This window comes from Sphingomonas sp. BL-S-25, assembly GCF_055521555.1.
On the sequence record NZ_CM145486.1, the window covers coordinates 4,039,285 to 4,058,786 of the forward strand.

Genomic DNA, 19,502 nt, shown 5'->3' on the forward strand with positions numbered 1-19,502 from the left:
GCGCTTACTCCTCCACCACGCCGGCGGGGGTCTGGACGCGGCCGGCACCAGGGCCTGCCCCCAGTTCGGCACCAGTCATCGGCTCGGCCGACGGATCGGACTGGGTGCGCAGCATCATCTGCTTCAGCGCAGCCTGATCGTCGGCGTCCAGCGTCACCGACGCATCGCCTTCACGTCCGTCGATCGGCATGGTCTGTTCCAGATCGTCGATCCGCTCCCATTGCTCGCCCGAGTTCCACGAGCCCTGCATGTCGCCTTCGCCCTGCGACGCGTTCACATAGACATTCGCGAACTGCTCCATCCCCGGCAGCTTGCCCGGCGGGAAGTTGTTCTCGATCGAATAGAGCGCCTTCTCGAACGACTTCTGGTGCGCGATCTCGCGAGTCATCAGGAAGCCGAGCGCGTCCTTGATGCCGGGATCGTCGGTGATGTTGATCAGCCGTTCATAGACGATCTTCGCCCGGCTCTCGGCGGCGATGTTCGACCTCAGATCGACGGTCGGCTCGGACCGGCTGTCGACATAGGCCGCGGTCCAGGGGACGCCCGCGGAGTCGATCAGCGCGGGGCCGCCGCCGAACAGCAGCGACTCCTTCGCGCTGGTGCCGGTCTGGCCGACCATCGCGAACAGCTCGGCTTCCTCCTGCTGCGCTTCGGACAATTGCGCGCGGGCACCCTTGTTCAGCATCGCGATGATCGACCCGATCACTTCCAGATGGCTGAGTTCCTCGGTCGCGATGTCCAGCAGCATGTCGCGCCGGCCGGGATCCTCGTCGCCAAGCCCCTGGGTGAAATAGCGCATCGCGGCGGCAAGCTCGCCATCGGCGCCGCCAAACTGCTCGAGCAGCATGCAGGCCAGCCGGGGGTTGGGTTCGGAAACGCGAACGGTGTATTGAAGTCGCTTGTTGTGCATGAACATGAAGAAACTCCTGTCGCGCCAACCAACCGGATGGACCGGGCAGAGTTTCTGGTCATGATTCTAAAAGAATAATTTCAATCTCAATGACATGTTATTGTCCTGTACCTCCCCGAGGTCGGTGCGTTGGTCTGCCACACATATATTTGGCAAAACTTATAACATGGGGCAGGAAGGTCATCGGCCCGGTCGATCAATCCAGTGCCTCGACCCCCCTGAAGACGCGCGTCTCTGCCGATCTGGCGCTTGCGCGATTTTGTTGATCCGGTGGAACGTTGCCGCAGCCGTGCGGATTTAAGGCGATCAACCTTGTGCTGAAGGTTTCACCATGGCCAGCCTGCCGCCGGGCGCACCGCGCCGTCCCGTCTCGCCCCTGATCGTCGGCATCATCGTCGCGCTGATCGGGATCGTCCTCACCGGCGGAGGCGCCTGGCTCGCCGCGCTCGGAGGATCGCTCTATTATCTGATCACCGGATTGGCGATGATCGCATCGGGCGTTCTGCTCGCGCGACGGCGGCTGCTGGGCGGATGGATCTACCTGGTCGTCTTCGCGGCCACCGTGATCTGGGCCTTTTTCGAGGTCGGGACCGATGGCTGGGCGCTGGTCCCGCGGGTGATCGCGCCGCTGGTCCTGCTGATCGCCGTGCTGCTCGTCATGCCGACGCTCACTACCGCGCCGCGACGCTGGCAGCTGGGGCTGGGGGCAAGCGCCGCGGCGGTGCTGGCGACGGCCGTCCTTGGCGTCATCTTCGCGCGCCTCAACGATCCCGCCCCCTCGGGCCCCTTGCCGGCGCCGGCGCTGGCGATGGCGGATCCGGCACCGATGCAGGCGGGGGACGACTGGCCGGCCTATGGCGGCAGCTACAGCGCGCGGCGCTACTCGCCGCTGGCGCAGATCACCCCCGCCAATGTCGGATCGCTGAAGCGTGCCTGGACGATCCACACCGGCGATCTTCCCTCGGAGGCGGCAGGCAATACCTATGGCGCCGAGAATACGCCGCTGAAGATCGGCGACAGCCTGTTCGTCTGCACGCCCAAGAACATCGTCCTCTCGCTCGATCCGGCGACGGGGCGCCAGCGCTGGCGCTTCGATCCGCGCGTCTCCGACGACGCCATTCCCTATACCGCCGCCTGTCGCGGGGTGAGCTATTATCAGGTGCCCGGTGCGGACGGGGCCTGTGCGCAGCGCATCATCCTGCCCACGCTCGACGCCCGGTTGTTCGCGCTGGATGCCCGCACCGGGCAGCGCTGCACCGATTTCGGCACGAATGGCGAGGTCGATACCAGGATCGGCATGGGCGACACCCCGCCGGGCTATGTCTCGATCAACTCGCCACCGACGATCGTTCGAGGCGTGATCGTCACCGGGCACCAGGTGCTGGACGGCCAGGATCGCTGGGCGCCGTCGGGCGTGATCCGCGGGTTCGACGCGGTGACGGGCAAGCTGCGCTGGGCCTGGGACATGATGCACCCGGGCTGGAACGGCTATCCGCCGACCGGCCAGATCTGGGCGCGCGGCACCCCGAACATGTGGACCATCGCCAGCGGCGACGAGGCGCTGGGGCTCGTCTATCTGCCGATGGGCAACGCCGCGGCCGATTATTATTCCAGCCTGCGACGGCCGCAGGAGCGCCAGTTCGCCACCTCGCTGGTCGCGCTCGACGTGACCACCGGCAAGCCCCGCTGGCGGTTCCAGGCGGTGCGCAACGATGTGTGGGACTATGATTTCGGGGCGCAGGCGACGCTGGTCGACTGGCGCGGGACGCCGGCGCTGGTGCTGCCGTCGAAACAGGGCGACATCTATGTGCTCGACCGGGCGACGGGCCGGCCGCTGACCCCGATCGGCGAGATGAAGGTGCCCGGCGGCGGAGTGGAGCCGTCGGAGCGCGCGGCAACGCAGCCGGTGTCGCTGTGGCACACGCTGCGCAAGCCCGACCTGACCGAGCGCGACATGTGGGGCATGTCGCCGATCGACCAGATGATCTGCCGCATCCAGTTCCGCCGCGCCGCCTATCGCGGCTTCTACACCCCGCCCGAGGCCGATCGGCGATCGATCGAGTATCCCGGCTATAACGGCGGTACGGACTGGGGCGGGGTCGCGGTCGATCCGCGCCGTGGCGTGATCGTCGCGAACTACAACGACATGCCGAACTATGTCCGGCTGGTCCCGCGTGCCGAGGCGAACCGGCGGGGCTGGGCGCCGCGCGACCAGAGCCGCGGCCGGATCGGCGGGGCCGAGGGCGCCGGCGATCCGCAGGCGAACACGCCCTATGCGATCGACGTCAATGCCGGCTGGCGGCTGCCCTTCACCGGCATGCTGTGCAAGCGGCCGCCCTATGGCGGGATTCGCGCGATCGACATGGCGACCGGCAAGACGATCTGGGACCGTCCGTTCGGCACCGCGCGGACCAACGGGCCGTTCGGCATCCCGTCAATGCTGCCGTTCGACATCGGGACCCCGAACAATGGCGGCGCGGTGGTCACTGCCGGCGGCGTCATCTTCATCGCCGCGGCGACCGACAATCTGATCCGCGCGATCGACCTCCAGACCGGCAAGACGCTCTGGACCGACGTCCTGCCGGGCGGCGGCCAGTCGACGCCGATGACCTATTCGGTCAACGGCAAGCAATATCTGGTGATCTATCCCGGGGGACATCATTTCATGGAAACCCCGATCAGCGACGAGGTAGTTGCCTATGCGCTGCCGTAAGGGCGGCCGGGCCCGGGATGCGAGCGCATGAGCGTCATCGACATCGCATCCCGGGTTCATGCCCATAACTGGCGGCTCGACCCGATCATCCGCAGCCTGCTCGACACCGATTTCTACAAGCTGCTGATGCTCCAGATGATCTGGCGCAATCACCGCGACGTCGCGGTGACCTTCGCGCTGATCAACCGCTCGCGCAGCATCCGCATCGCCGACGAGGTCGACGAGGGCGAGCTTCGCGCGCAGCTCGACCATGCCCGGACGCTGCGCCTTACCGAGCGCGAGCTGATCTGGCTGGCGGGCAACAGCTTCTATGGGGTCGAGCGGATCTTCGCTCCCGACTTTCTCGACTGGCTGTCGCGCTTTCGCCTGCCCGATTACGATCTCGCGCGTGAGGACGGCCAATATGCGCTGCGCTTCTCGGGCCCGTGGTGCGATGTCACGATGTGGGAAGTTCCCGCGCTCGCGATCGTTAACGAACTCCGCTCCCGCGCGCTGATGCGCCACCATGGGCGCTTCGCGCTCGACATATTATACGCTCGTGCAAAAGCGCGCGTCTGGGAGAAAGTCGAGCGGCTCAGGACGCTGCCGGACCTCAGCCTGTCCGACTTCGGCACGCGCCGGCGGCACGGTTTCCTGTGGCAGAACTGGTGCGTCGAGGCGCTGAAGGAAGGGCTGGGGGATCGGCTCACGGGCACGTCCAACGTCCTGCTGGCGATGGAGCATGATCTCGAGGCGATCGGCACCAATGCGCATGAGCTGCCGATGGTATTCGCGGCACTGGCGCCCGATGATGAGGCGCTGGCCGCGTCGCCCTATCAGGTGCTGCGTGAATGGTCCGAGCTCTATTCGGGCAATCTGCTGATCGCGCTGCCCGACACGTTCGGCACGACGCGGTTCCTGAGCGACGCGCCCGAATGGGTCGCGGACTGGACCGGCTTCCGCCCCGACAGCGCGCCGCCGATCGAGGGCGGCGAGGAGATCATCGCCTGGTGGCAGAGGCACGGGCGCGACCCGCGCGAGAAACTGCTGATCTTCTCGGACTCGATGAGCGCGGAGTCGATCGAGCGCACGCTGCTGCACTTTCGCGGCCGGGTGCGAACCGCCTTTGGCTGGGGCACCGGGCTGACCAACGACTTTGCCGGATGCGATCCGACCGGCAGCACCGCGCTCGCCGCGCCGTCGCTGGTGTGCAAGGTGATCGAGGCCGAGGGGCGGCCGGCGGTGAAGCTTTCGGACAATCCCGAGAAGGCGACCGGTCGCGCCGACGCGGTCGAGCGCTATCGTCGCGTGTTCGCCCCAGACAGCGTCTAGCGCGCCGCCAGCGCCTCAAACTCTACCGGATCATGCGCGCAGAAGATCGCGACGTCACGGCCGTGGCGTTGGTGCAGGCTGCGCAACCGGTTCTGGTTGGTCAGTCGTGCCGTGCGATCCACCTCCATCATCCGCTGATAGCCGCGCATCCCGACGGGGCATTTGCGGCGCACCAGGTGGATCTCGTCACGGTGGAAATAGGCGTCCCCCGCGTGAAGCAGCCAGCCCGTGCCAGTGGAGATCGCGACCCCGGCATGGCCCCAGCTATGCCCGGCCAGCGGAACGAGGAGGATCTCGGGCGGAAGCCCATGCAGCTGTCGCACCGCGTCGAAGCCGAGCCAGGGCTCGCCGCCGCCCATCGGGTAGAGCCGCCAGTCGGCGACATCGTTCCACTGGCGCGTGCGATAGCGGCGGGTGCCGACGAACAGCCCGCCATCGCACGCATCGGCCACCGATTTCTCACGCGCGGTGACGTGTACCGCGGCGTTGGGAAAATCCTCCAGTCCGCCAGCATGATCGAAATCGAGATGGGTGACGACAATGTGCCGCACGTCGCGGGGATCGAAGCCCAGCTGACGGACCTGATGCAGTGCGGTCTCATCGGGGCGCAGCTGGATATTGTTGAGATTGCGGAAGAAGCGCGCGAGCCTGCCTGGATGGGCGATATCGCGCGTGCCGAAGCCGGTGTCGACCAGCACCAGCCCGGTATCGGTCTCGATCAACAGGCAGTGACAAACAATGTGTCCACGAACCAGGCCGTGGCTCGACCCGTCGAAGAGCTGCCCACCCCAGGGGCAGGAGGTCCCTCAATTGAGGTGATGGATGTTGAGCGTCATCCTCGGCCGGCCGCCGGCCTGGGAAGGCGCCCATTCGATCCATGCTCCACTGCGCCAGCGACATGAATATCGCCAGCGCTGCCCGGCATCCGGGCCGGCTCGATGCCGTCCGCGCCGCCGAGCCGCTGTGGCGTCCTGCTTCGGACCCACAGCGCGGCGAGTGCGACACCGCCCATGGCGGCAACGAGCGCGACGAGGCCGGCTTGGCGACCCGCATGCGGTCCCTGCCGGGCGGGGGCGATCGATGGGTAAGGGGAAAGGGGCGTCACCTCAGACAATGGGCTGTCCCCCCGTCACGGCGACGGTCGCGCCCGAGACATAGCTGGCCTCGTCGCTGGCCAGCATGACATAGACGGGCGCCAGTTCGCGCGGCTGGGCCGGGCGGCCGATCGGATAGCTTTTCCCGAAATTCCGCACCTGGTCGGGCGGCATGGTCGAGGGGATCAGCGGTGTCCAGACCGGACCGGGCGCGACGCAGTTCACGCGGATGCCCTTGTCCGCAAGCAACTGGGCCAGACCGGCGCTGAAATTCTGGATCGCACCCTTGGTCGCGGCATAGGCGAGCAATGTCGGCTTGGGCATGTCGGCATTGACCGAACTGGTGTTGATGATCGATCCGCCCGCCTCCATGTGCGCGATTGCCGCCTTCGACAGATAGAACATCGCATGGATGTTGATGCGGAAAGTGGCTTCCCATTCCTCGTCGGGAATGTCCTCGATCGCGTCATAGGTCATCTGATGCGCGGCGTTGTTCACCAGGATGTCGATCCGGCCGAATTCCTCGGCCGCCTGGCGCACGATGTCGCGGCAGTGATCGGCCGACTGGATGTCACCGGGCACCAATATCGCGGTCCGCCCTGCCTCGCGGATCAGGCGGGCGGTATCCTCCGCGTCTTCCTGTTCGTTCAGATAGGCGATGAGGACATCCGCCCCTTCGCGGGCAAAGGCGATCGCGACCGCCCGTCCGATGCCGCTGTCCCCGCCAGTGATGATCGCCCTTTTGCCCTCGAGCCGGCCGGACCCGCGATAGCTGTCCTCGCCATGATCGGGCGGCGGATCCATAGCGGCGGTCGTGCCCGGCACGGGCTGCTGCTGGTCGGGAAGCGGTGGCGTCGGGTCGTCGGTCATTCTGGATCTCCGTGGCTGAAGCGCCGCCCGGCGGGCTGGGTCGGGCGGCGCCCGCGCGCGGTCAGCGCGTCGGCATGTTGCGCAGCATCTCGATATGGCGCTGGACAATGGGCACCGCGGCGCGCGCCGTATCCCGAAGCGCCGGTACGTCGCCATTTTCGGCATAGCCGCTGTGGAGCGCGAGCGCCTGATCATGGGCAAGCCGCTGCTGCCGCAGATATTCGGCATCGAATGCCTCGCCCGACAGGCCGCGCAGTTGGGTGATCATCGCCTCCTGATGCGGTTCCAGCCGCGGCGGGGGCGGGGTCAGCTCTGCACGGCGGGCAGCTGCCATCAACTGGCGCGTGGTGCCCTGGTGATGATCGACCATCATTGCGGCGAAGCGCCGGACGCCGTCGCTCGACGCCTTTTCTCTGGCAAGCTGCGACGACTGGATCTCGTACAGGTCGCTTGCACCTGCCTTGACCGCATAGCCTGCGGCATCGCGCGGCATCGCCTGATCGGGCGCTGAAGGCGCCGTTTGCTGACCGCCTGCCGGGGCCATCTGCTGGGCTGCGGCCGGTGTCGCGAGCAGCATCAGTCCGGCGCCGATCGCGGAATATCTCGGGAATGTCATGTCCACCTCCATCCTGGTCGGCGCTCAACACCTCCGAGGATGAAGAGTTTCAAATAAATCAATGTTCTAGTGGACCATTAACCCATGTTGTGTGACCGGTTCTCCTGAACGAGTGCCGGTCAAGTTGCGGACTTGCATTCGTCCACATTGAATTAACACTGGTGAATTAGGGATCCGCGTGAGTTCGATATTGACCCGCTGCATGAATTCACCGGCTTTCGTTCAGATCGATAATAGCTTCTCGCAGCGGATCATGACGTTCGCGCCGCTGAGTCGGGCGCAGCAGCGCCTGCTCGAGGGTCTGGCTGCGCCAGTCGCGCGGTGGACCGACGCGCGGCACGATCTGGTCCGCGAAGGGGAAGACGCGGGCGGTGCGACCGTGATCCTGGAAGGTTGGGCGGCACGCGGCAGGACGCTGCCCGACGGTCGGCGCCAGATTCTCGGCTTTCTGTTGCCCGGCGATCTGACCGGCCTCTATCCGCCGGCCAGCGGGCGCGCGGATCACACCATCCTCGCGCTGACCCGGGTTCGCCATGCCGAAATTGCCAGAGCGGATCTGATGACTGCGATCGAAGCGCATCCGCGGCTCGCCCGGGGCCTGATCACGCAAATGCTTGTGGACGCCGCGATCCAGCGCGAACAGATTGTGAGCCTTGGTCAGCGCAGCGCGATCGAACGCATCGCCCATCTGCTGTGCGAACTCCGGCATCGGTTGCACGCGATCGGCCTGGCGGGGCCGGACCGCCTGCCCATGCCGATTACCCAGGCGGATCTCGCCGAAGCGAGCGGCCTGACCCCGGTTCACGTCAACCGCGTTCTGAAGACCCTGCGCGAGCGCAATCTGATCGTCGTCGCCGGGCGGCAGATCTGCCTGCCTGACCCGGCAGCGCTCCAGCGGATCGCGATGTTCGACCCGACCTATCTCTCGGCGCCGGCACCGTCATGAACGATCCGAGCAGCAGAATTGAGCCGATGCTGGCGAGCCTGCTGGCCGGCGAGCCTCGACGGCATGACGAACAGGTCCGCGACCTGCGTAATTCGCTCGCCGCGGCACTGGCGCTGGTTCGCCGTTTGGCGAGGCAGGACGAAGATCCCGGCCTGATCACTGCACGGGCCGAAGCCTTCGCGCTGGCCAGGCTGCGCGCGACCGAGCATCCCCGCGGCGCGGAGCTGGAACCGCTGATCCGGAGCCTGCTGGCCCGGCACTGCGGCGACGCATCGAGCCGCATCAGCCTGATCGGACCGTCGGTGCGGCTTCTGCCGGCCGCAGCTGGCCTGGTCGCTCTCGCGATGCACGACCTGGCCACCGACGGCTCGGGCGATACGACGATGCTCTGGTGCCTTGCCTATAGCGGTTCCGCGATGGAACTTAGTTGGCAGCAGGTCGGCATGGCCGGGGAGCCGACTCAATCCCCGGAATGGCTGGAGCCTGCCTTCACCTATGATCTGCGTGGATCGCTGACGGTCGACCGTGGCGATGGGTGGCGCAACTGCACGATCATCCTGCCGGGAAGCTGCTTCTCGATCGGATCCTGACCCTGATCCGATCGCCATCAAGCGTCGGGTAACCTGGGTGAATCGGTTCGTCGCGTTCGCGGAACCGGCGTCGCGCGGGCACGTAAAGCCGCCGCGAAATGGCAGGCGCCTGCAGATCGAGAGGTCACATGAAGCACGATCCTTCTCCCAGCCCGGCTTCGGGCCACGGCCGTGGCCACTCCCGTCAGCGCGGAGGTGCTGCATGACCCGGGTGCAGGAGCGCGAAGCGGACATCACGCTGAGCCCGCAGATTTTGGCGCTGGCCGAAGAACTGCGCGCGGGTTCGATGTCGGCGATCGGCACATTCCGCCTCGGCGATCTTTCGGTCGAGGTCGCGGCCGGGCAGGACTCGCTGTGGACCATCGTTCGGCGTGACGGGAAGGGCGGACTGGCATTGCGCGCTGCCTATCTGCCCGTTCCGGGCTTTAGCTGTCGAAAGGCGTCGCCAGGCGCGGACGAGACCTTTGCCGTCGAGATCGAAAGCGCGCTCGGCCGGCACCGCGTGGCCTTCCAGACAAGCAGCGCGGAGCTGCACCGCCTTCGTGTCTCGACCGATTTCGAACCGGGCACGACGCTGCATCTGCCGTTTGCGCCGCGCGATCTCTATGTCCTGGATGATCGGGGCCTGCCGCTGAAGGCCAAGGGCAATGTCGAGGCGGCGCAGCGGGGGATCAATGCGGGCATCGTCTATTTCCGGCTCGATGAGCCGCGTTTCGGAAGCGTGCTTTATTTCCAGAATCTGACGGCGCTCAATCCCTATTTCCGGGCGACCGGCACCGTGCCGGACGGGGTGGTCGGCGGAGAATGGCCGGAACTGGGCTATCTCCCGCCAGCGCATGATCCGGAGGGTGCTGCAGCCGCGGCGCTCGCCAGGGGCGAACGGATCGCCCTGTCCGACACCATCCTCGTGTTCCGCGACTGGGCCGGGGACAATGAGCGCGAGATGGCGCAGCAGTTCCTGCAGATGATGGGAACGGCGTACAAGGCGCTCGACCTTCCGCCGATCGAGTATCGCGACTGGATGTGGCGTGCCGAGCGGACATTGCGCGACCTTGAGGACGCGCCGGTCGCGACCGTCCGCCACTATGGCGCGCGATATGTGATGCCCTATGTCGAGGGCGAGGTGCCCGATGTCATGGTGCAGCTGTCGCTCGTGTCGGCGCTACACGATTTCGGCAAATGGCGCGGCGAGCCTGTTCCGCTCGAGGCGGAACTGCATAAGGGCGTCGCGAAATTCTACGATCCGAAGGTCGGCACGCTGCGCCGTTTCCTGCCCAATGTCGGCGACGAGAAGAACCCCGACACGGTCGATTCCTGGTATCTCTATCACCCGATGATCAATCTGGGGCGGCTGGCGCTGGACGACGACAAGGATGCTGCGAGGCTCCTGCTCAAGTCGGTCGAATATGGCATCCGCTCGGCGCATCACTTCAACTATCGTTGGCCGATCGAATATGACATCAACGACTTCTCGGTCATCACGGAAAAGCGCGGCGATCAGCGGTTCGGCCAGACCGACGTCAACGGCATCTATGCCTATCTGATGCTCCAGCTGTACCAGCTGACCGGCGAGGAACGCTATGTCGGCGAGGCGCGCGCGTCGCTCGATGCCGCGCGCGGGCTGCGCTTCGACCTGATGTATCAGGCCAATCTGACCGTCTGGGGGGCGGTTGCCTGCGTCCGGCTATGGCGCATCCTCGACGATCGCGACTATCTCGACCAGGCCTATGTCTGGATTGCCGGCCTGTTCCACAATTGCGAGATCTGGAAGTCAGAGATCGGCAACGCCGTTCATTACAACAACTTCCTGGGCGCGACCTGTCTCCACGAAGCGCCCTATATGGCGATGTACGAGTGTTTCGAGTGTTTTGCCGGCTTCGACGAGTTCCTCGCCTATAGCGGGCCCGACCTCGACCCCGCGGTACGGATGCTGATCAGCGAATATTGCAAATATGCGCTGCACCGCGCCTGGCACTATTTCCCCGATACGCTGCCGCGCGAGATCCTGCACGACGGCGAGCACCAGAGCGGCAAGCTCGACCCCAATCTCTCCTTTCCGCTGGAGGATCTCTATGGCGACGGCCAGTCGCCGGGCCAGATCGGTCAGGAAATCTACGGCGCTGGCGGCGCGTTCATTTTCGCCACGCGCTCCTTCCATCAGATCGAAGGTGCGCCGTTCAACCTGTTCTGCAACCACTTCATTCGGGCGATCGAGCGGACCGGCCACCGGGCGCTGTCGATCGAGCTCGACGGCGGGGAGACCTGTATCGCGCTGCTCAGCCTGGTCCGGCGCAAGCGGCACAAGCTGGGCAAGGTCAGCGTGATGGCGGCCGGCGGCGACCAGATCCGATCACGCGACAGCAGCGACGACCGCATCGATTTCCATATTCCCGCCAACGGCCGGGTCGTGCTGACCTGGGAGTAATGACTTAGGGTTGAACGACCTCGATTTGCGGAGTTCATCCGCTTCTTGCGGTTCGACTGACGACGTCATGCGAACGACATGAAAATCGTCCAGACATGGCGGAATTGCCGGCACGGGATGGAACATCGCGGAGTCGGCTTCGGTTGGGACCCATTAGCAATCGAGATCCATCATGAGTGACGATCCCAAGCCCGCCAACTCCGCCGGCGCACGCCCGACGAGCTTGGCGCAGGAACAGGCAAACCAGCAGGCGCAGCGGCCAAGCCGCGAACGCTTGTCTCAGACGGCGCCAGCGATGCCGATATTCCGGAACTGACGGGCGAACCTTCGGGAGCCCGTCATCCCGTCGATCGACCAAGCGCCCTGGGAACAAGCGGCCAGCCGGCCGGGCATCCGCATCGCCGCGATGGTACGGCGAGACCGGTTGTCGAAATTGAGGTGATTTCGCGCGGCGCAAACCTGCGCGGTCAATAATCCATCGCACCGCCGCAGCGGTTTCGTTTCCATTTCAAAGCAATCCCTTAGCATATGTAATGAAGGGAACACTGGGCAAGTCAGGACGTTGAGCCGGTCCAGATCCAGGAGCTTCCCCTTGTCCAGTCTTAATCACCGCATCGAAATGGTCAGGTCGCAGTTCTTCACGGACTCGTTCCAGCGGGAACTCGCTTATTGGAATCGCGAGCGTCTCGCGCCCGGTCTTCCGACCGCCGACTGGCTCGACCGCATGGGTCAGGATGCCCGTACCGCGCGCCGTGAGGGCGCATTCATCGAGACGCTTCGTGCGCAGGTGGCCGAGGAAGCCGCCGCCGCCCCGACCGATGTCGAGGGCTTTATCCAATGGTTCGAGGCGCTGAAGGAGAACGGCCCGGGGCAGGGCGATCCGCTGTTCCCGTGGCTGGCAACCGAGGCCGATCGCGACCAGTTGCGCTGGTTCTTCGAGCAGGAGGCCGCAGGTGAGGCCGGGTTCGACGATCTGGTCGCGATGACCCAGGTCAAGCTGCCGACGCTGCCAAAGCTGGAGCTGGCCCGCAACTATTGGGACGAGATGGGCCATGGCACCGCCAAGGGGATGCACGGCCCGATGCTCGACGCGCTGGTCGAGACGCTGCAGGTCGAGCCGGTGATCGAGAACACCGTGTGGGAAAGCCTGTCGCTGGCCAATGCGATGACCGCGATGGCGGTCAACCGGCGCTATGCATGGCATTCGGTCGGCGCGCTCGGCGTCATCGAACTGACCGCCCCCAGGCGTGCGGCGCTCGTCGCCGAGGGGCTCAAGCGCGTTGGGCTCACGCCGAAAGAAGCGCGCTACTTCACGCTCCACGCAGTGCTCGACGTCAAGCACAGCGAGGACTGGAACCGCGAGGCCATTCGTCCGGCCGTGGCGGAGGACCCGCGCCGCGCCACCGCCATGGCGGAAGGTGCGCTGATCCGGCTGCGCTGCGGCGCGCGCTGTTTCGAGCGCTACCGGACCGAATTGTGGGACAAGGGCGCCGGGTCGGTACAGGCGCCGGTGCCCGAGCTCGTTGCAGCCTGAGGCGTCGCCGATCGCGGCGCTTTCCGGGTCGCCGGCGGCTCTACAAGGTCTCCCATCTTTCCCGTCCGGGAACGGCGGCGCGCCAACGCCGTTAACGCCGGCCTTGCGTTCGTCACAGGTGGCATGATGACTTCTGCGGTCGACTCCCCGGTTGCGTCGAAAGACGCCGACAAGCCTGCCGAACCGCTCGCGCGGGCTTATGGCTGGCTCAGCATTGCGGTGGGCCTTGCGGAACTCGCCGCGCCCGGTGCGCTGGGACGCTCACTGGGGCTGGAAGAAAGGCGCGCACCGGTCCGTGCGAGTGGCCTGCGCGAGATCCTCGACGAGAGCAGCCTGGTCCAGGCGGGCCGGCAGATGGCGCTGGGCGGGCGGGTCGCGTCCGACTTGCTCGACATGGCCGAGGTGGCTCCGGTGCTGCTGACGCGAAACGGCCCGCGCCGCGATGCCGCTATCGCGCTGGTGGCACTTGGCGGGATCGCGCTGCTCGATGCGATCGCCTATCTCGACGGGCTGTCCGAATAGTCTTCAGGCGGGAAATCGCCCTTGCTTGCGGTAGGCCCGGAGCCATTCGCGCGGCGATGCATTGTGCCGGGGATGCGGGCGAGCGATGTGACGAACGAGAGCGGCAAGAACGCGCCCTGGTGGGAACCGGGCGTGATCTATCAGATCTATCCGCGATCCTTTCAGGACAGCGACGGCGACGGGGTGGGCGATCTTCGCGGGATCGAGCAGCGTCTCGATCATGTCGCGTCGCTGGGCGTCGATGCGATCTGGCTCTCGCCGGTCTTTCCCTCACCCATGGCCGATTTCGGCTATGACGTGGCCGATTATTGCGGGGTCGAGCCGCTGTTCGGCACGCTTGCCGATTTCGACCGCCTGCTGGCGGCGATCCACGCACGCGGATTGAAGCTGCTGCTCGACTTCGTCCCGAACCACAGTTCGACCGAGCACCCCTGGTTCATCGAAAGCCGATCGTCTCGCGACAATCCGAAGCGCGACTGGTATATCTGGCGCGATCCTGCACCCGATGGCGGCCCGCCGAACAACTGGATCAGCGACATGGGCGGGTCGGCCTGGGAATATGATGCCCATACCGGCCAATATTATCTTCACGCATTCCTGCGCGAACAGGCGGACCTGAACTGGCGCAACCCGGACGTCCGCGCCGCGATGAGCGACGTGCTGCGTTTCTGGTTCGACCGCGGCGTCGACGGCTTCCGCATCGATGTCCTCTGGCACATGGTGAAGGCCGAGGGGCTGCCCGACAATCCGCCCAATCCCGACTATCGCCCCGAACTGGGCGAGAAACTGAAGGTGCTGCAGCTGCATTCGGCCAACCAGCCCGAGGTGCACGACATCGCCGCCGCCTTCCGCACGCTCGCCGACAGCTATGGCGATCGCCTGCTGGTCGGCGAGATCTGCCTGCCGCTCGACACGCTGATGCACTATTACGGGCGCGAGGCGCCCGGGGTGCACCTGCCGTTCAATTTCCAGCTGCTCGATACGCCCTGGGACGCGGCCGCGCTGTCGGCGATGATCGCTGCCTATGAAGACGCGCTGCCGCCGGGCGGCTGGCCGAACTGGGTCATGGGCAGTCATGATGCGCCGCGGATCGCCGCCCGTCTGGGCGAGGCGCAGGCGCGGGTGGCGGCAATGCTGCTGCTGACGTTGCGCGGCACCCCCACGCTCTATCAGGGCGACGAGATTGGCATCGGTCCGGTGGCGATCCCGCCCGACCGCATCCGCGACCCGCAGGACATCAGGCAGCCGGGAATGGGGCTGGGGCGCGACCGCTCACGTACTCCGATGCAGTGGGATGCGACGGCCCATGCCGGGTTCAGCACAGCCGAGCCCTGGCTGCCACTCGGCGCTGACTGGCGCACCCGCAATGTCGCGGCGCAGCATGGTGAGCCGGGCTCGATGCTCGAACTCTATCGCCGCCTGCTCGCATTGCGGCGTGAAAAACCGGCGCTGGCGGTCGGCGACTTCGCGCTCATGGCATCGGACACGGACGTGCTCTGTTACGAGCGGCGCCATGGCGACCAGCGGCTGCTGATCGCGCTCAACCTCACCGACCAGCCCAGGCGGCTGTTGTTGCCCGATGATGCCGGCGTGCCGCGCCTGCTACTCTCCACCCTCGACGCGCGAGTGCTCGACGGCACCCTGAATGGAAACGAAGCGATGATCCTCGACCTGGTGGCCGCCTGATGCGGGTTGCGATGATTGCGCCGATCGCCTGGCGCACGCCGCCGCGGCATTACGGGCCGTGGGAATTGGTGACGAGCCTGCTGACCGAGGCGCTGGTCGCGCGCGGCATCGACGTCACCTTATTCGCCACGCAGGACAGCGTGACCGAGGCGGCCCTCGATGGCATCGTCCCGGCGCCCTATAACGATGATCCCGCGGTCGACGCGAAGGTTTGGGAGTTCCGTCACCTCTCGCACGTCTTCGCCCAGGCAAATCGGTTCGACATCATCCACAATCAGGCGGACTTTCCCGCGCACGCCTTCTCCGAACTGGTCGACACGCCGATGGTGACGACGATCCACGGCTTTTCGTCGGATCGCATCCTGCCGATGTACGAGCCGTTCCAGCATCGCATCCATTATGTCGCGATCAGCGACGCTGACCGCCACCCGCGCCTGAACTATGCCGCGACGATCCATCACGGCATTCCGCTCGACCAGTTCACCTTCAACGCGGAGGGGAGCGACGGCCTGTTGTTCTTCGGCCGGATCCACCCGGACAAGGGCGCGCGCGAAGCGATCGAGGCTGCGCGGCGCAGCGGGCGGACGCTCGACATGTACGGTATCATTCAGGACAGCGAGTATCACCGCGACCATGTCGAACCCGCGCTCGGCACCGACGCGATCCGCTATCACGGCGCGGTCGGGGGACAGGCGCGGATTGATGCGCTGGGCGGTTCGGCGGCACTTCTGCACCTGATCAATTTCGACGAGCCGTTCGGCCTGTCGGTGATCGAGGCGATGGCGTGCGGCACGCCCGTGATCGCCACGCGCCGCGGATCGATGCCCGAACTGATCGAGCACGGCGTCACCGGCTTTCTGGTCGACTCGCTGGAGGAAGCGGAGGCGGCAATCGAGCGCGTCGGTGAGATCGACCGTGCTGCCTGTCGCCGCGCGGTAGAGGAGCGTTTCAGCATCGACCATATGGCCGACGCCTATATCGCCCTGTATCGAGAGATCCTCGGCGGTTCAGCGGTCTGACCGCCAGCGCGATCAGGCGCGGTCTTCACCCTCGATCTCATCCACCGTTGCGTCCATCGTGGCGATGATCGTCGCCAGGCTTGCCCGCTGCTCCGCATCCAGGCTGCCGAAGACCGTGTCGACCAAGTCGACCCGCAGCGGTTCCGTCGCGGCGATCGCCTGTTTGCCCCTGTCGGTTATGGTGATCTGCTTTACCCGGCGATCGTTCGCGTCGGGGCTGCGCAGCAGCAAGCCGTCCCGCTCCAGCTTGTCCAGCGCCTCGGTCACCGACCGGGGCGCCATGCCAAGATACTCGGCGATGTCCGCGGCACGCATCGGCCCCTGCTTCTCCAGGCACATCAGCAACTTGGTCCGGGCAAGCGACGCGCCGCTCGCAGCCATGCGCCGGTCCAGCAGCCGGTGCAGTCGCAGGAACAGCATCCCGTAGGATTTGGCGAGAAAGTCGAGGTCGCTCATGATTTAGTGAGGACCCTCAATAAATGGTATTGCCATTAACTGCAACAGGCGTAAGGGGCGCGCTGTCCTTGGGTCGCATTTGGATGAGTCGATGTCCGACGAGAACGCGCAGACGGCGGAAAGTTCACCGCCGCAGCGAACCTCCCCGTTAAAAAATCCCCGCGTCCGGCTGATCCTGCTGGCGGTTCTCGTCGCGGTGATCTTCGGTGGCGGGCTATGGTACTGGCGCAACCAGACCTATGGGAAATATCAGCAGTCGACCAATGACGCCTATGTCCAGAGCGACGCGGTCATCGTCTCGTCCAAGCTGAGCGGTCGCGTCGAGCGGGTATTGGTCACGGACAATCAGTGGGTGCGCAAGGGCGACCCGCTGGTCGAGATCGACGGTCGCGAATATCAGGCGCAGGTCAGTCAGGCCGAGGCGCAGATCGGCGTGGCCGACGCCAATGCCGAGGGCGTACGCGCCCAGATCCGCGAACAACAGGCCGCGATCGACAGCGCCGAGGCGCAGCTCGCCGCCGCCACCAGCAGCCACGCCTTCGCGCGCAACGAGGTCGCCCGCTATGCGCCGCTGGCCGCCAGCGGTGCCGAGACCGGCGAACGGCTGGCCCAGCTCCGCGATCAGGAACGCCAGGCCGCGGCGCAGGTCGCATCCACCCGCGCGCAGCTCGTCGCCGCGCGCCGCCGCGTCGGCACGCTGTCGGCCCAGATCGGCCAGGCCCAGTCGCAGCGCCGCGCGGCCGAGGCGCAGTTGAGCGCGGCCGGGGTCAACCAGGGCGCAACCGTGATCCGCGCGAGCGTCGATGGCCGCGTCGGCAGCAAGACCGTGCAGCCCGGCCAGTTCGTCCAGCCCGGCGTGCGGCTGATGTCGATCGTCCCGGTCCAGCAAATCTATGTCACCGCGAACTTCAAGGAGACGCAGCTCGGTCTGATGCGGATCGGCCAGCCGGTCAGCGTCTCGGTCGATGCGCTGGAGGGCGTTCGCATCCACGGGCGTGTCGAGAGCTTCTCGCCCGGCACCGGCGCGCAATTCTCGCTGCTGCCGCCGCAGAACGCGACCGGCAACTTCACCAAGATCGTCCAGCGCGTGCCGGTGCGCATCGCGATCGATGTCGGGCCGGAGACGCGCAAGCTGCTGATCCCCGGGATGTCGGTCGAGGTCAGCGTCGACACCCGATCGGCCAAGGGCGCGCGCGAGGCGATCGAGCGCGAGCAGGAGCAGCGGACGAAAGGCCGCCAGTGAGCGCCGCCGCCGCCCCGGCTCCGGCGTCCATGGCCTCGGCACCTGCGGAGAAAGCGGATCTCAGCGCGTGGCTGGCGGTCGCCGCCGGCAGTCTCGGCGCGCTGATGGCGACGCTCGACATCTCGATCGTCAACTCGGCACTGCCGACGATCCAGGGCGAGATCGGTGCCAGCGGCACCGAAGGCACCTGGATCGCGACCTCCTATCTGGTCGCCGAGATCGTCATCATTCCGCTCAGCGCCTGGCTCGAGCGGCTGTTCGGCCTGCGCACCTTCCTGCTGCTCGCCTGCGCGCTGTTCACCGTCTTCTCGGTCGTGTGCGGCCTGTCGACCAGCCTGACGATGATGATCATCGGCCGGGCAGGACAGGGGCTGACGGGCGGCGCGCTGATCCCCACCGCGATGACGATCATCGCCACCCGCCTGCCGCCGCGCCAGCAGCCGATCGGCACGGCGATGTTCGGCGTGACCGCGATCATTGGGCCCGTCATCGGTCCGCTGGTGGGCGGCTGGCTGACCGAGTCGGTCAGCTGGCATTACGCGTTCTTTCTCAACGTGCCGGTGTGCGCCATCCTGGTCACGCTGCTCCTGATCGGTCTTCCCTATCAAAAGCCCGACTGGTCGGAACTGCGACAGGCCGACTGGCTGGGCATCGCCGGCATGGCGCTCGGCCTGGGTGGGCTGACCGTGGTACTGGAAGAGGGGCAGCGCGAACAATGGTTCGAGTCCGCGTTCATCTGGCAGCTTTCATTCGTAGCGGCATTCGGCTTCGCACTGCTCGCGGCGGGCCAGATGTTCGCGCGAAAGCCGGTGATCCGGCTCCAGTTGCTGCTCGATCGCCAGTTCGGCAGCGTCGCGACGATGGCGGTGGTGCTGGGCGTCGTGCTGTACGGCACCTCCTATGTCATCCCGCAATTCGTCTCGATAATCGCCGGCTATAACGCGCTTCAGGCGGGGCAAGTGCTGCTGCTGATGGGCATACCCAGCCTGATCCTGATGCCGTTCACGCCGTTGATGATGCGCTATATCGACATCCGCATTGCAGTGAGCTTCGGCATGGCGGTGATGGCGCTCAGCTGTTTCCTCGACGTCGGGCTGACCGCGGAGTCGACGGGCAGCGCCTTCACCGAGTCCCAGCTGCTCCGCGGGGTCGGCACGATCTTCGTCATGCTGTTCCTCAATCAGGCTGCCATCCGCTCGGTGCCCACGCGCTATGCCGGCGATGCCGCCGGGCTGTTCAACGCCGCGCGCAACCTGGGCGGATCGATCGGCCTGGCGATGCTCGCCACCATCCAGGACCAGCGCAGCTATTTCCATGCCCGCCGGATCGAGGAGTCGCTTCAGGCGAATGCACCAGGCGTTCAGGACTATGTCTCCGGTCTCTCACAATCGCTGGGAAGTGCCGAGGCGGCGATGCTGAGCCTGGGCGGCACCATTCAGCGCGAGGCGCTGGTGATGACCTATAATGACATCTTCTGGCTGCTGACGCTTGGCATCCTGATGATCACCCCGCTCGTCCTGTTCCTGCGCCCGCTCCCGAAGGACGGGCCGATCGCCATGCATTGAGG

The 19,502-nt window shown here is 66.0% G+C and carries 17 protein-coding genes; 11 read left to right on the forward strand and 6 right to left on the reverse strand.

The genetic code is table 11. From position 1 onward, the window contains the following. Positions 1-4: 4 nt before the first annotated feature. Positions 5-916, reverse strand: coding sequence for a manganese catalase family protein (locus ACZ1H8_RS19505; protein ID WP_110150317.1), 912 nt, complete (start codon positions 914-916; stop codon positions 5-7). A 325-nt stretch (positions 917-1,241) separates the two neighbouring features. On the opposite strand from ACZ1H8_RS19505, the gene ACZ1H8_RS19510 reads away from it, so the two are divergent. Next, positions 1,242-3,623 carry a membrane-bound PQQ-dependent dehydrogenase, glucose/quinate/shikimate family gene (locus ACZ1H8_RS19510; RefSeq protein WP_465178882.1) on the forward strand — a complete coding sequence of 794 codons (2,382 nt, stop codon included), beginning with the start codon at positions 1,242-1,244 and terminating at the stop codon, positions 3,621-3,623. Positions 3,624-3,650: 27 nt separating this feature from the next. Further along, positions 3,651-4,934, forward strand: coding sequence for a nicotinate phosphoribosyltransferase (gene pncB / locus ACZ1H8_RS19515; RefSeq protein ID WP_465178883.1), 1,284 nt, complete (start codon positions 3,651-3,653; stop codon positions 4,932-4,934). On the opposite strand, the gene ACZ1H8_RS19520 is transcribed toward pncB, so the two are convergent. The 3 genes from ACZ1H8_RS19520 to ACZ1H8_RS19530 form a co-directional block, all read right to left on the reverse strand. Beyond that, on the reverse strand, positions 4,931-5,656 hold the full coding sequence (locus ACZ1H8_RS19520) for an MBL fold metallo-hydrolase (protein ID WP_465178884.1): 726 nt from the start codon (positions 5,654-5,656) through the stop codon (positions 4,931-4,933). The genes pncB and ACZ1H8_RS19520 overlap by 4 nt on opposite strands. Positions 5,657-6,040: 384 nt before the next feature. Then, complete coding sequence (locus ACZ1H8_RS19525; RefSeq protein ID WP_465178885.1) at positions 6,041-6,898, reverse strand: glucose 1-dehydrogenase; 858 nt, start codon at positions 6,896-6,898, stop codon at positions 6,041-6,043. A gap of 61 nt (positions 6,899-6,959) precedes the next feature. Next, positions 6,960-7,514, reverse strand: coding sequence for a DUF4142 domain-containing protein (locus ACZ1H8_RS19530; RefSeq protein ID WP_465178886.1), 555 nt, complete (start codon positions 7,512-7,514; stop codon positions 6,960-6,962). A gap of 253 nt (positions 7,515-7,767) precedes the next feature. Between ACZ1H8_RS19530 and ACZ1H8_RS19535 the strand changes: the two genes are divergently transcribed. The 3 genes from ACZ1H8_RS19535 (at position 7,768) to ACZ1H8_RS19545 (ending at position 11,475) form a co-directional block, all read left to right on the forward strand. After that, positions 7,768-8,460: a Crp/Fnr family transcriptional regulator gene (locus tag ACZ1H8_RS19535; protein ID WP_465178887.1), complete on the forward strand. Its 693-nt coding sequence runs from the start codon at positions 7,768-7,770 to the stop codon at positions 8,458-8,460. Then, a complete protein-coding gene (locus ACZ1H8_RS19540; RefSeq protein ID WP_465178888.1) occupies positions 8,457-9,050 on the forward strand; it encodes a hypothetical protein in 594 nt (197 codons plus the stop codon). The genes ACZ1H8_RS19535 and ACZ1H8_RS19540 overlap by 4 nt, the downstream gene beginning before the upstream one ends. A gap of 202 nt (positions 9,051-9,252) precedes the next feature. Then, positions 9,253-11,475: a hypothetical protein gene (locus ACZ1H8_RS19545; RefSeq protein WP_465178889.1), complete on the forward strand. Its 2,223-nt coding sequence runs from the start codon at positions 9,253-9,255 to the stop codon at positions 11,473-11,475. 279 nt (positions 11,476-11,754) lie between these two features. Here ACZ1H8_RS19545 and ACZ1H8_RS19550 read toward each other — a convergent pair whose 3' ends face one another. Continuing rightward, positions 11,755-11,982, reverse strand: coding sequence for a hypothetical protein (locus tag ACZ1H8_RS19550; protein ID WP_465178890.1), 228 nt, complete (start codon positions 11,980-11,982; stop codon positions 11,755-11,757). 112 nt (positions 11,983-12,094) lie between these two features. Between ACZ1H8_RS19550 and ACZ1H8_RS19555 the strand changes: the two genes are divergently transcribed. The 4 genes from ACZ1H8_RS19555 to ACZ1H8_RS19570 all read left to right on the forward strand — a co-directional run bounded on the left by ACZ1H8_RS19555 (position 12,095) and on the right by ACZ1H8_RS19570 (position 16,236). Next, a complete protein-coding gene (locus ACZ1H8_RS19555) occupies positions 12,095-13,009 on the forward strand; it encodes an iron-containing redox enzyme family protein (RefSeq protein WP_465181428.1) in 915 nt (304 codons plus the stop codon). 123 nt (positions 13,010-13,132) lie between these two features. Continuing rightward, positions 13,133-13,531, forward strand: a complete 399-nt coding sequence (locus tag ACZ1H8_RS19560) for a hypothetical protein (protein ID WP_465178891.1) — start codon at positions 13,133-13,135, stop codon at positions 13,529-13,531. Positions 13,532-13,603: 72 nt separating this feature from the next. Beyond that, complete coding sequence (locus ACZ1H8_RS19565; protein ID WP_465178892.1) at positions 13,604-15,217, forward strand: alpha-amylase family glycosyl hydrolase; 1,614 nt, start codon at positions 13,604-13,606, stop codon at positions 15,215-15,217. After that, positions 15,217-16,236 carry a glycosyltransferase family 4 protein gene (locus tag ACZ1H8_RS19570; RefSeq protein WP_465178893.1) on the forward strand — a complete coding sequence of 340 codons (1,020 nt, stop codon included), beginning with the start codon at positions 15,217-15,219 and terminating at the stop codon, positions 16,234-16,236. Before ACZ1H8_RS19565 ends, ACZ1H8_RS19570 begins: the two co-directional genes overlap by 1 nt. Before the next feature lie 12 nt (positions 16,237-16,248). Here the strand turns inward: ACZ1H8_RS19570 and ACZ1H8_RS19575 are convergent, their stop codons facing one another. Beyond that, a complete protein-coding gene (locus tag ACZ1H8_RS19575) occupies positions 16,249-16,692 on the reverse strand; it encodes a MarR family winged helix-turn-helix transcriptional regulator (RefSeq protein ID WP_465178894.1) in 444 nt (147 codons plus the stop codon). 91 nt (positions 16,693-16,783) lie between these two features. On the opposite strand from ACZ1H8_RS19575, the gene ACZ1H8_RS19580 reads away from it, so the two are divergent. Together ACZ1H8_RS19580 and ACZ1H8_RS19585 are read left to right on the forward strand one after the other, a co-directional pair. Beyond that, on the forward strand, positions 16,784-17,935 hold the full coding sequence (locus tag ACZ1H8_RS19580) for an HlyD family secretion protein (protein ID WP_465178895.1): 1,152 nt from the start codon (positions 16,784-16,786) through the stop codon (positions 17,933-17,935). Next, positions 17,932-19,500 carry an MDR family MFS transporter gene (locus tag ACZ1H8_RS19585; RefSeq protein ID WP_465178896.1) on the forward strand — a complete coding sequence of 523 codons (1,569 nt, stop codon included), beginning with the start codon at positions 17,932-17,934 and terminating at the stop codon, positions 19,498-19,500. The genes ACZ1H8_RS19580 and ACZ1H8_RS19585 overlap by 4 nt, the downstream gene beginning before the upstream one ends. Positions 19,501-19,502: the final 2 nt, after the last annotated feature.